Origin of the sequence: Saccharibacillus sacchari (assembly GCF_037722395.1) — a bacterium.
GTDB lineage: Bacteria > Bacillota > Bacilli > Paenibacillales > Paenibacillaceae > Saccharibacillus > Saccharibacillus sacchari_A.
The window spans coordinates 198,923-211,404 of sequence record NZ_JBBKAR010000039.1; the positions used below are offsets into that span (position 1 = coordinate 198,923).

11 protein-coding genes are annotated in these 12,482 nt (G+C 53.1%); 3 read left to right on the forward strand and 8 right to left on the reverse strand.

The annotated features are described in order from the left end of the window. Nucleotides 1-53: 53 nt before the first annotated feature. The 3 genes from WKI47_RS15360 to WKI47_RS15370 form a co-directional block, all read right to left on the reverse strand. Nucleotides 54-1,430, reverse strand: a complete 1,377-nt coding sequence (locus WKI47_RS15360) for a helix-turn-helix domain-containing protein (protein ID WP_340228031.1) — start codon at nt 1,428-1,430, stop codon at nt 54-56. Between the two features lie 329 nt (nt 1,431-1,759). After that, nucleotides 1,760-3,619, reverse strand: coding sequence for a beta-galactosidase family protein (locus WKI47_RS15365; protein WP_340228032.1), 1,860 nt, complete (start codon nt 3,617-3,619; stop codon nt 1,760-1,762). A gap of 98 nt (nt 3,620-3,717) precedes the next feature. Beyond that, nucleotides 3,718-4,608: a LysR family transcriptional regulator gene (locus WKI47_RS15370; RefSeq protein ID WP_340228033.1), complete on the reverse strand. Its 891-nt coding sequence runs from the start codon at nt 4,606-4,608 to the stop codon at nt 3,718-3,720. A gap of 160 nt (nt 4,609-4,768) precedes the next feature. On the opposite strand from WKI47_RS15370, the gene WKI47_RS15375 reads away from it, so the two are divergent. Beyond that, nucleotides 4,769-5,728: a DMT family transporter gene (locus WKI47_RS15375; protein WP_340228034.1), complete on the forward strand. Its 960-nt coding sequence runs from the start codon at nt 4,769-4,771 to the stop codon at nt 5,726-5,728. A 71-nt stretch (nt 5,729-5,799) separates the two neighbouring features. On the opposite strand, the gene WKI47_RS15380 is transcribed toward WKI47_RS15375, so the two are convergent. From WKI47_RS15380 to WKI47_RS15390, 3 genes are all read right to left on the reverse strand, one after another. After that, nucleotides 5,800-6,129 carry an AzlD domain-containing protein gene (locus tag WKI47_RS15380; RefSeq protein WP_340228035.1) on the reverse strand — a complete coding sequence of 110 codons (330 nt, stop codon included), beginning with the start codon at nt 6,127-6,129 and terminating at the stop codon, nt 5,800-5,802. After that, nucleotides 6,126-6,851, reverse strand: coding sequence for an AzlC family ABC transporter permease (locus WKI47_RS15385; RefSeq protein ID WP_425355471.1), 726 nt, complete (start codon nt 6,849-6,851; stop codon nt 6,126-6,128). The genes WKI47_RS15380 and WKI47_RS15385 overlap by 4 nt, the downstream gene beginning before the upstream one ends. 69 nt (nt 6,852-6,920) lie before the next feature. Further along, entirely contained in the window at nt 6,921-7,526 is a 606-nt protein-coding gene (locus tag WKI47_RS15390; protein ID WP_340228037.1) for a GNAT family protein, read from the reverse strand. A gap of 232 nt (nt 7,527-7,758) precedes the next feature. Here WKI47_RS15390 and WKI47_RS15395 point away from each other — a divergent pair, with 232 nt between their 5' ends. Beyond that, the gene (locus WKI47_RS15395; RefSeq protein ID WP_340228038.1) at nt 7,759-8,985 is read left to right on the forward strand and encodes an acyltransferase; all 1,227 of its coding nucleotides are present in this window, start codon (nt 7,759-7,761) and stop codon (nt 8,983-8,985) included. Nucleotides 8,986-9,085: 100 nt separating this feature from the next. Here the strand turns inward: WKI47_RS15395 and dapA are convergent, their stop codons facing one another. Further along, complete coding sequence (gene dapA / locus WKI47_RS15400; RefSeq protein ID WP_340228039.1) at nt 9,086-9,985, reverse strand: 4-hydroxy-tetrahydrodipicolinate synthase; 900 nt, start codon at nt 9,983-9,985, stop codon at nt 9,086-9,088. Nucleotides 9,986-10,110: 125 nt separating this feature from the next. Between dapA and WKI47_RS15405 the strand changes: the two genes are divergently transcribed. Beyond that, complete coding sequence (locus tag WKI47_RS15405) at nt 10,111-11,022, forward strand: LysR family transcriptional regulator (RefSeq protein WP_340228040.1); 912 nt, start codon at nt 10,111-10,113, stop codon at nt 11,020-11,022. A 395-nt stretch (nt 11,023-11,417) separates the two neighbouring features. Here WKI47_RS15405 and WKI47_RS15410 read toward each other — a convergent pair whose 3' ends face one another. Further along, nucleotides 11,418-12,461 carry an ABC transporter substrate-binding protein gene (locus WKI47_RS15410; protein ID WP_340228041.1) on the reverse strand — a complete coding sequence of 348 codons (1,044 nt, stop codon included), beginning with the start codon at nt 12,459-12,461 and terminating at the stop codon, nt 11,418-11,420. Nucleotides 12,462-12,482 lie beyond the last annotated feature (21 nt).

Sequence of the window (12,482 nt, forward strand, 5' to 3'; positions counted from 1 at the left end):
GTACGTATCTACGTTTTGTTGGATCATTCTACGTCAAATTGTAAGCGTATTCTTCAATGCTCAAGCATTTGGTTGCGATAGGAGATCGGGCTTATCCCGATCACCGACTTGAAGCAGCGGCTGAAATACGCCTGATCTCCATAACCGACCTGGCGGGCCACTTGATGCACTTTCATCTGTGTTCCTTTGAGCAAGGCGCAGGCGCGGTCCATTCGAATCCGGGTCAGATGCCAAGTGAATGGGTGTCCGGTTTCTGTCGTGAATAATCCGCTCAAATAATTCGGAGACAATTGCAATCGCTTGGCAAGCCCTCCCAACGTCAAGTCAGGCTCGGCGTATTCCGATTCGATCGCCAGCAGCGCCAGTCGGATCGTTCGGTTCATGAATTCGAAGTCCGGAAGCGTTCCGAACGGTTCGTCCAGCCCGAGTCCGCGCAAACTTTGCCGGTATAACCCTTTCAACTCGCCGGGTGACGCCGCTACGCCGCCGATTCCCAGCCTCACCGTCTCGTTTAAACTTCGTTCCAGCAGCCTGCGGCAATCGGCGGCATACTCTTCCAGGGGCGGAACGCTGTAGCCGTCCATGAACAATACGGCGGTCAACCGCCGGTCGCCCGTCGCCACGGCCGAAATGCCAAATTCAGATAATGTATCATCGAGCAGCGTTTTGGCGAAGAAACGATCAGGTTTGGTCCAGAAGCTTCGATCCGGCACCATTACGGTAAACAGCCCTACCCAATTGAAAGGCGGCAGCAGCGTGCGCTCGCTCCATACGCCGTCCGTTTCCGGGCCAACCAAGAAATCCTGAACTTTCTTCTCCAATGCGTGTCGTTCTCGCAACCGCCGAGCCGACTCCGTTCCGCGCCCGTCCAAAACTGAGGGGCTGCTTGTCTGTGTCTGATCAGGCAGCGAAAAGGCATATTGGCAAAGCTCCAACAGCAGCCGAAGCAGCGACGCCCTAATCGCAAACGATTCATCGGCTTGTTCGTCGCTCTGTTCGCTGCATAGCAGCGCCAGCCGCTCCAATTCGGGCTTCAGCTTGACAGTCAGTTCGTCATGCTCGGCGAAAAGCGTGCTGCCGAGCGCCGCGATCCGTTCATACATCACGGCATCTTCGATATCGAAGTGCATACAAAAATAAGACATGGACGGACAGCGCCCGATCCGGCTTTCATGCACGCAATCGGGCGCGAGCAGCAGTAGCTCTCCGGCGTTCTGGATATGGCGCTGCTTTTCGATATCCATGAATTGCTGGCCTTCCATGACATAGTTGAGTTCGAACAGGGAATGGTTATGCGCGGGGTATGACCATCCGGTTGATACTTCGCGCCAATGCGTACCGCACATTTGAAACGACAATCGCAGATCGGGCAACGCGTATTGATCGAGATTGAAGTCTCTGCCTCCTCCGGCTTCCGAGGTCCAGGACATGATTGGGGCTCCTTTCTTGTCTAATGGGAAAAGCCCGTCTTTGTTTTGGAAGACGGGCAAGGCTTTATAAAAGTTTCTATTCGTTGCTTGTGTACGCTTAAAGGCTGCGAGAGAAATTCGTTTCGGTCGCGTGTTGAAATCGAGAAAAGGGATTGAAACTTGTATTGGTTTTTTCTCGATTTCAAAGGCGATCGCTGGCGCTCCTACACTGAATTTCTCTCTCCGCTATGCGCTTTGCTTATAACAAGACCATTTTAGGAGCACTAGTCTTTCTTATTTCATGAGACTGTTGCAGAACGCTTCAATGCTTGATAATAACTTTTTACTCTCTAGCCCAAATCAGGCTGATCCGTCAGTTCGACAAAAGGAAGCGTGCTAGCACCGTTGACGGAATCGTCTGTATTGCCGAAGCCGTGCAGTTCGAAGGCCACGATTTCGTTTTCGCCGCTGCGCAGAAGAGGGGCGGGAACGTACAAGGTCTTCGTGGGGCCGGCTTGCCAGTAGCGGCCGAGGAGGAAGCCGTTGATCCAGACGACGCCTTTGCCCCAGCCGTCGGTGCGGATGAAGGTGTCGGCGGTATCGGTAGCGGTGAATGTTCCGCGGTAGAAGGCCGGCTGTGCGCCGGATGTTTCTCCCCAGCCTTCTGCCGAGTATTCGGCGCCGGTGCTGAGTTTGGCGGCAGGCTGGAAAGCGTTCCCTTCTTGCGCTATAGACGTGAAGTTCAATGAAGACAAATCGCTTAGTGGCAGTGGGCGGATTTCCCAATCGTGCAGGAATTGATTGCCGACGCGGATGCCTTCGGTGATGCCTTTGCGGTCGCGCATCAGCGGACCGTAGTTGATGCGGCCCATGTTTTCGACCAAAATATCGAGACGGACGCGGGTTCCGGCCGGCACGTTGAGCTTGATACCCGGTTGCGGCTCCCAGCGGTTGACCAAGCCGATCTGTTGGCCGTCCGCGAATACCAACGCACGGTCGCGCACTTCCTGAAGGATCAGATTGCCGCCGTTATGCTCGTCTCCGATCGTAGTCGTGTACATAATGAAACCATAGGCTTGTCCGACTTTTTCCATCGGCTCCGGGTAGACGCTCTGAATCGCTTCACCGGACAGCGCATCGACGGCTGCGAACAGCGCTGCCGATTCGGTCAGTTCTACGCGTCCGTATGCTTTTTTCGGCAAAGGAGCCGGCAGCTCGGGCGGTGTCAGACCAAGACGTTCGCTAAGCAGCTTGCGCACCGCGTGATACGTCTCGGTCGGTTCTCCGTCTTCGCTCAAAATGGCGTTGTAATCGTAACTGTTTACCGTCGGTTCATAAAAATTGACGTGGTTCGCCCCGTTCATAAACCCGAAATTCGTACCGCCATGGAACATATAGAAATTAAACGACGCTTCAAGCTCCAGCATCTGCTCCAGCTCCGTTACGATCTCCGCAGACGGACGCGTATTATGCGGTGCCAGCCAGCGGTCGAACCAGCCGTCCCAGAATTCCATGACCATCAGCGGACCTTCCGGCTGATGGTCGCGCAGAATCTTGAACGCTTCGCGTGTTCGCGAGCCAAAGTTAACCGTCGCCAGAATGCCTTCGACCGATCCGGCCCGCAGCATGGCGATCTCCGGGCCGTCGGACGTGAACAATAACACGTCGATGCCGCGGCGGATCATCCCGTCACGCAAATATTCCAAATAAGCATGGTCCGCGCCGTAGCTTCCGTATTCGTTTTCGATTTGCATCGCGATGATCGGTCCGCCGTTGGTAGAAAGTAGCGGAACGAGTCTAGGCAGCAGCTCGTCGAAGTAAGCATCCACCTTTTCCAAAAAAGCAGGATCGGAGACGCGCAGGCGGATATCGCCATTTTCCAACAGCCAAGCCGGTAGTCCTCCGAATTCCCATTCCGCGCAAATATACGGACTCGGACGAACGATCACATGCAGCCCTAGCGATCCAGCCAGTTTGACGAAAGCTTCCAGATCGGCGATGCCGTCGAACACGAACGTGCCTTCTTTCGGCTCGTGTACGTTCCAGGCGACATAAGTCTCAACCGTATTAAAACCGACTGCCATCAGCTTGCGCAGACGATCTTCCCAATATTCGGGCACGACGCGGAAATAATGAATAGCGCCGGACAGTAAAGTAATCGGTTCGTTCTCGTAATAAAAGTGATTGCCTCGCGTTTCGAATACAGGCATGAGCGACCTCCCGTTTGAGCGGATAAATTTGTTGGAACGCTTTCATTCAATCATTTCGCCCCGGATGTCGCTTGTTCCTGCTTTTCCGGAAAAAGACCTTACTCCGTCGCTTCAATCTGCCGGAAAGCCGGATAAGCCGCGACATGCTCCAGAAACTTCCGCAGTGCCGGAGACGCATGTTCGCTGCTTTTCAGACAAATGCCGAGCCTGCGGTACGCCGGAACGCTCAGTTCTTTTTGCACCACGCGGTACGGGGTCCGGTTCAAAACAAGCTCCGGCAAGATGCTGATCCCAAGCCCGCTCTCGACCATGGAGATAATCGCGTAATCGTCCCGTGCGGTAAAACGGACTTTCGGATGAATATCGTGCACATTGAAAATTTCCGTAATCTCGTTCACCGTTCCTTCTTCCAGCAGAAGAAACGACTCTTCGCCGAGCGCCTCGACCGGAAACCGTTCCTCGCCCGCCAGCGGATGATGTTCCGGCAATATGACAAGCAACCGGTCCTGCGCCAAAAAGCGGCTTTCGAAATCGGCGCGCACAGGCAGACGCTGGAATCCGCAGTCGGCTTGCCCCGTATCCAGCCAATTTTCGATATCCGTGTAATGCCCGTGCAGCAGTTCGAAATCGACGCCCGGATGCTCCTGTTGAAACGTCTGGATCAGCCCCGGCAGCCAGTTGACGGCGGCGCTGGTGAAGGTGGCGAGACGGATCAAGCCGGAGCGCAACCCGCGCAGATTGGCCGTCTCGTCGATCAATTCCCGGTGCGCCTGCACCATGTTACGAATATAAGGAAGCAAACGCTGCCCGTCGGAAGTAAGCCGGATGCCCGAACGATCCCGGATGAGCAGCGTCAACCGCCACTCCTTTTCCATCGCGTTCAACATATGGCTGATGCTCGATTGCGTATAACCCAGCGCTGCCGCGGCTTTGGTGAGACTTCCGGTTTCCAGCGTTTTGAGAAAAGCTTCGTATTTATGGGTGGACATCTTGCGCCTCTTTCCATCATTAAAATTGTTCATGTTAAGCATGAAAAACCTTCGCTTTCCTCATGCTTTTCTTCAACTTATACTGGGAAAGGCGAAATTGCAACGGATTTTTATACAGCTTTTGCATCGACCTTACGACCGAAAGAGGATGACCGAAAAAATGGAACTACGCATGACGAAAAGAACAGCCGATATCGCGATCGCGCTGGTCTCGGCGGGCTGGGGCTCGTCCTATTTATTGATGAAAATGGGACTGGAGGGCATGGAACCGTTCACCTTGCTCGCCTGGCGATTTTTACTGGCTTTCGCGTTGACGCTCCCGCTGTTTTGGCGGCGCGTGCGCTTGGCTGATTGGAAAACGATCGGGGAAAGCGCCCTGCTCGGCTTCGTGATGTTCGTCATGTTGACCTTGCTGATTGTGGGATTGAAAACAACGACGGCCTCAACGGCAGGATTTTTGACCAGCGCCATGGTGGTGTTTGTGCCAATGCTCCAGTTTGCGGTCACCAGACGCAAACCAAGCCTCGCCATGACCGGCGGAATCGTGCTCACGATGGGCGGAATCGCCATGCTGACGCTCCAGCACTCCCTATCTTTTGAAAGCGGATCGCTGTTATGCCTGCTCGGTGCCCTGGTCTATGCGGTACATATCCTTATGACTAACCGATTCTCCAAACATTCCGACGGACTGACGCTCGGCGTGCTTCAGATCGGATTTATCGGATTGTTCGGACTGATCTTCGGCTTCCTGTTCGAGACGCCGACGATTCCGCAAGGCGCTTCCCAATGGACTTCGGTCATCGGACTTGCCATCGTTTGCAGCGCGTTCGGTTTTATTATGCAGACCGTTGCACAAAAATACACAACCCCCGAACGTATCGGCGTACTGTTTTCGCTGGAACCGGTCTTCGCCGCTTTGTTCGGATTCGTTTTCTTGGGCGAGATGCTGGGCATTCAAGGCTATATCGGAGCGTTGCTGATCCTCGGCGGCGTACTCGTATCCGGTATAAAAAAATCCCCCGCCCGCTCGATCCCCCGTCCCCCAAGACTCCCGGGCCGCTCACGCCGTACGGCAGAACGCGTACGTGCAGTAGAAGCCGAGACCGGAACGAGCGCATAAAGAAACGAGCATTTTTTCTTTTTCCTTCTATATAACAAAGAAAAAGCCGCTGTGCCAACACAGCGGCTTTTTCACATCACCCACCTCACCAAAGCAAGCAGCACCACCCCCACAATCACCGACGCCGACAGACTTTTCGTTTTCAAAGCAACGAGCAATGTCGGCACCGCCACGCCTACATACGGCCAATTCACCTTCGTCATGCCTCCATCTTCCGGTTCAATCAACAGCCCCTGTACGATAAGAGCCGTTAAAATGCAGATCGGAATAAAAGACAGCCAACGCAGTACGATCATCGGCAGCGTTATGCTTCGCACAAGAATAAAAGGCAACACCCGCGGAATGACCGTGACCAATGTGCAGCAGCCTACCAAAGCCAGCATCCATGCGGTCGTCGTCATTTGATGATCACCGTCCCCACGCTGGCCGCGATGACGGTCGAGATCAGCACAGCCGTATGGCCTGCCATGAATTGCGATAGTACAGCCATCAAAACACCGGTCAACAAAATGAGCAGAATGTATCCGCGCAGCTTGCCTGCCGGAATCTGCTGAAGCTGAAGCACCAGAAGCGCGATAAACATCGCCACCAGCGCAAAGTCCAGACCTAAAGCCTCCGCGTCGGCAATCCAGCGTCCAAATAAGGAGCCGGCCATACATGACAAGCTCCAACCGATGTATGCCGTCAGATTCAACCCATTCATCCAGCGATCGCCAAGCCTTTTTTCCTGCATGGCTTTGACCGAAGCAATGCCAAACGATTCATCGGTCAGCAATGCGCCAATCCCTATATTTTTCCAGAGCGAGTATTTGGTAAAATAAGGGGCTAGCGTCAGGCTAAGCAACAGATGCCGCAGATTGACGATAAACGTTGTCAAGACAATCGACAGCATCGGCGTTCCCGCCGCAATCAGCGCGCAGATGATAAACTGGGAAGAGCCGGCGTACACGACCCAGGATAACAGCGTCACCTCGATGAAGTTCAGATTGGACGCCGCGCCGACGATTCCGAAAGCCAGACCAATGCTAATGTATCCGAACAACGTAGGCAAACAATCTTTGATGCCTTGGACAAATGTATTGACCGTTTCTTCGCGCGTACCGCGGTCCTTTTCAAATGCGATTTCTTTTGCATCCACGCGAATCGAACCCTCCCGAACGTTTTCCTTTTATTTTATCATATATCCAATTTTTCAGAGCGGAATAGATGACAAGGAAATAGCTTCGTAATCCGAACGCAGCATGCCGTACACTTTCGTGTCGATATACTCGCCGTTGTACCGGAAATCCTCGCGTTTCACGCCTTCCAGAATAAAGCCGCTTTTGATGTACACACGTTCCGCTCTCGGGTTGAAACTGTACACTTCCAGCCATACGCGGTGCAGACCGAGTGTTTCGAAGCCGTGACGCAAAAACAGTTCGATCGCTTCCGTCCCCAATCCTTTTCCCTGTCCGTCCGAACCGATCAGAATCCGAAAACTTGCGTTGCCCGAATACTCTTCGTACTCGTTGAACACGGCTTCGCCGATCACCTTTCCGCTCGCCGCATCCACGATCGCCAGATCCAGCCGATCGGTTTGCGCGTTACGGCTGGCGTACCACTCCCGTACCTTCTGTTCTTGTTCGGGAGTGCGCGGCTTTTGGGCTTCTTCGTCAGTATGTACCGATCCGGTCAAACGCTGCACGTCAAGCTCCGCCAAAATGTTCAGCATCCGCTCACTGTCTTCCGCTTTGAACGGACGCAACAGCACTTTCTTGCCTGTTAAAACAGGTTTTTGCGCAAAATTAATCGGATTCATATTTACCTCGTTCTCCTTTTTCGTCTATAATTGTAGCCGTCTTGATTCTCAAGCGAGCCTATTACTCTGTACCAAATGAAGGTAAGGTTACGCCCGTGCGCGTTTCCGTCGGAGACTTCGTACACGGTTTAGGTACGAATCTCGGCCAAACGTAAACCCACTATTTGAACGGGTACAGAGTACTATTAGCTTATTATAAACAAAGACACGCTGTGGAAGGAGCTTTTTGATTATGTCTCAAATCATCGCGACAAACGGCGCTGCCTCTCCCCGCACATCTCTGGAACGGGTAGACGAATGGGGACTGCTGCGCGGCTTGTCGTTTCTCGCCATCGTCATGCAGCATAGCCTTGGGGAATTCATTTATCGCAGCGATATTTTGTTTCCCGATGCGGTTGCGATGGCGCTGCTGTATCATCTGATTCGCTACGGCACGCTGACGTTTGTTTTTCTCGCCGGGGCCATTCTGTTTTACCGGTATGGACGAAGAGATCGACGGTATGCTCCGGTATTGGTCAAAAGAATCGGAGACATCTATGTCCCGTTCGCTTGTTGGACGGTGTTGTATTGGATCTTGACCAAAACGTTATCCCATCAACCGCTGTTCGCATGGAGCGACTGGCCTACTTTTCTCCAACAATTCATCGCGCCAACGTACGGGTACCATCTGTGGTTTGTCGTGATGATCTTCCAATTCTATCTATTCTTCCCGCTTTTTCGCGCTGCCGCTTCGGGAATCGGTCGCTGGACCGGATCAAGCCAGGCGGAACGGACGAAGTTTGGACGAATAGGGCTGTTGATCCTGCTTTTGGCGATAGTCTACGGCTGGCTCATGTACCTCTCCTACTATCGCATGCCGGAATGGCAAACATCGGGACTGTGGAAAACGCTGCTGGATTACCGAACCTATGAGTTTCCGTATTACGCCTTTTATTTCGTGCTCGGCGGGATTTGCGGGACTTATTTGGAAAAGTGGCGAGGATTCGTGTTAAAAATGCTACCGTGGAGTACACTGGCTTTTATCGGAATGTATCTGTGGATGAATCTCGACTTGCTCCGCAGCTCGGGCGAACAGATCAATCTCAACTACTCTACCTATCTTAAGCCAAGTAGCTTCATTGCGGTCACTTTTCAAATTCTGATGCTATACGGATGGGCGCTTTTGCTGCAAAAGCAAAAAGGCTGGTGGACCAAGCTGCTCACTCTTTGCGGAAAGTACTCGTTCGGCGCGTATTTGAGCCATGCGATGCTGCTGACGGGAATTGCCGTACTTACCCGTGATTGGATATTCCCTGGCTGGCATCTGCCCGTATCCGTACTAACCGCACTCTTTGCGGCTCCAACTGCTCTGTTACTTTGCGCGGGACTGTCTCGCCTTCCCGGCGGACATTGGCTGACCGGCGGTGCGGGACGCAATTGGAGACTACGCAAAGGAACTCAAGGATCGGCGAAAAACTAGCATGAGCCTTTTTACCGAAAAGGCTGCAAAAAAACCTTCCGGACCCCGCACAAATGCGAAATCCGGAAGGTTTTCTTCAGTTTGGTCGATCACGCCTCAACTACAGCACCAACGCATCGCCCGGCAGTACACCTGTACGGCGAAGCTTGCCACGCAATTCTTCTCCAATCTCGACCATAGGAAGTCTCAGCGTTCCGTGTGCAATCTGTCCCAGTTCTGCAAGCAGCCATTTGACAGGCGCCGGATTGGGTTCTTCAAACATCAAGTTCATTAACGGAATCAGTTCGTTGAACGCAGTATGAGCTTCTTCCACGCTGCCTTCACGGAAACGACGATAAATAGTCAGAAGAGCTTCTGTGCACACATGGGCCGATACGAGCATCCCGCCTGCCGCACCCGCTTCCATAAACTCCAGCAATCGGGTATCGTCGCCACACAGAACAGGCTTGTGATAACCGGATGCTTGCAGCGCCTGGAACAGTTCGAGGCTGCCGGAGCAGTCCTTGATTCCCGCAATACCTTCGGTCTCCAGAATCGTTCGCACCGTATCCACTTCCATGCGGACGCCCGTACGAGCCGGAATCTCATAAACGATGACCGGAAGGCCAACTTCGGCAATTTTGCGAAAATGCGCCACGATCCCCTGCTGGGAAGGCTTATTATAGTAAGGAACAACAGCTAGCACAGCATCGGCACCCAGTTTACCCGCAAGTTCGGTCTTTTTGACCGAAGCTCGCGTATCGTTCGTTCCCGTTCCGAGCACAAGCGGGATCTTCGCGGCTCCGATAGCGGACTTGGCAGCGGCAGACAGCAAACTTAACTCCTCGCAGCTTACGGTTGGCGACTCGCCGGTTGTCCCATTCACGACCAAGCCATGAATGCCTTGCGAGACGAGCGACGAAGACAGCTTGTGGAATGACTCCAGATCAAGCTCTCCTCTCGGCAAAAACGGAGTAACGACAGGCACGTAGATTCCATGTAGCTGTTGTTCGGTTAACATTGGGGTTCCTCCCAGCAGACTTTTGTTAGCTTTAGTTTATCATGGAAAGATTCATCGGCGTTAGCTATAATAAATGATACATCACATCAAAGTTTTTGATGAATTGTTCGAAAGGAGCCGACTGTATGGAATTGACCTACCTCCGGACCTTCCGGGAAGTGGCTCGGCGCCAGAGCTTCACGAAGGCTGCCGAAGAGCTTGGCTATGCCCAATCCAGCGTGACCATGCAAATGCAGAAGCTGGAACGGGAATACGGCGTCGCGTTGTTCGAACGCTACGGCCGCCAGTTACGGCTGACGCCGCCTGGCGAAGCTTTGCTCAAGCTGGCCGTGCAGATGCTGGAGCTATACGACGAATCCAAAGAAGCGATCGGCAAACAGCTCGACGGGGCGGTGACGATCGGCACGATCGATTCGCTCGCCGCTTATTATTTGCCGCCCCATCTTCAACAGCTTCGGCTCAAGCATCCCGGCATCGGGATACAAATGCTGCCCGACAGCGAAAGCAATCTGGTCCATAAGCTCAAAGAAGGCGAATACGATCTGGCTTTGCTGCTCGACCGCAAGCCTGCCGATGCGTCGCTCCGCTGCATCGTGATCCGCGAAGAACCTTTGGTGCTGGTGGCGCCGCCAGGCCATGCGTTAACCATCGAAGAAAACATTCGCCTGAACGATCTGAACGGCTGCGAACTGATCGTCTCCGAAGGAAGCTGCCTGTACCGAAGCACCTTCGAAAAGGTACTGCGCGAACACGAAGTCAGCTACCGGATCGGCTTCGAGTTGGGCAGTCTGGAAGCGATCAAGCATTGCGTCATGAACGGTCTGGGTATCGCTTTGCTGCCGCAAATCGCGGTTGAGGAAGAGCTTCAGCGGGGAACGCTTGCCAGTATTCCGTTCGAACACCCGGATTTGAAATTTCATCTGCAATTGCTGTTGCATCCGAAAAAATGGATGTCGCAGATGCTGCTCACGTTGATCGGGCTAATGACCGGCGAAGACGCGGAGCAGGTGAATCGGCGTTTAAGCGAGGGGCTTTAATAGGCGCGAAAAAAGCGGCTGCTGGCCATATGTTGGCAGTCGCTGGAATGTCGGAAAAGTTACCGTTGCGGGAGAAGCGAGAAGACTGCGAGAAAAATTATAAGCGTAGGCTTCCGAAGTGCATTTCTTCGAAATGCTTCAGGTAGCGTGTTGAAATCGAGAAAATAGATTGAAACTTTGATTGGTTTTTTCTCGATTTCAAAGGCGAACTATAGCATATGCTTCCGAAGTGCCTTTTCTTCGAAAAGACTGTAGCTCTTTCACTGAATTTTCTCTCCGTCTTCTCGCTTCCAGCTACGTTTAACTTGGTCGACATGAAGCGGCTGCCTGCACATTGCAGGCAGCCGCTTTTTTAGCTTTTGTGAGGAGTGGAGATAGTTAAGAAAAAATCAGATTTATTCTTGTTTTGCTCGCTCGCGCTCCACGATCATGTTCGCGATTTCTTTGATTTGGAGTTTCAAAGAAATCGGGTCGTTGCCCCAGAACAAGTCGGAATCGAGTTGGAAAACGCGGTCGTTTTTGACGGCATCCAGCGTTTTCCAGATTCCGTCGTTGCTTCCCCATATCTCCGGGAGCATGTCGCCCTGGTCGAGGAAAATAAAGTCTCCGGCGTAATCGCCGATCACTTCGTACGAGACTTGCTTATACGTTTCCTTGCCGATCATCTCTTCGCGCTGTTTGGCCGGCGGCGTCAATTTCACGTGCTGGTACAGAGCTTCGCCGCCGCGATAAGCTCCGTCGCCGTAGATGTAAAAGTTTTTGTCCACGACGAACACGCCCATCAGTGCCGCGGTATCGGTTTCTTTTACGTACGGCTTGATCGCTTCTCTGGCGTCCGCGGAGACTTGATCCAGATCGGCCAGCCATGCTTCCGCTTCTTCCTCTTTTCCGAGCAATTGCCCGAAATAACGCATCGCCTCGTATGTATCCTTAAAATGCCCGTAAGGAAGAGCCAATGTAGGCGCGATCTTGTTGTATTGCTCGATAATCGGCCCGTCGGAGTCCGGATTAACCCAGGTGATGATCAGATCCGGCTCCAGCGCGAGAACGCTCTCGGGCGAACGTTCGCCGGTACTTGTGATGCCTTCGATCCGATCCGCGATAACTTTGTTTTCCAAATCCCAGCTCGTAGCGCCGACCGGCTTTACACCGAGCGCCAGCAGATTGGGCAAATAACCGTCCACGACGATCCGTTTCGGCTGCACGGGAATCTCCAGATCGCCGGTCACCGTTGCGATCGTTCGGGTATCTCTATCCGTATTTTCTACCTCGTCCACTTGCTTATCGGACACGTTCGTTTCACTTTCGGCGGTAGTTTCTTGCCCGGTTTCGTTCGCCGTCGGCGTGGTCGACGAAGCTCCGCAAGCGGTCAGCACGAGTACAAAAGCCAGCATCAGTACAGATAGCGCTTGCGCGGCAAACTTTCTTTTTCTGTTCATAACACCCTCCAAGTAATAATG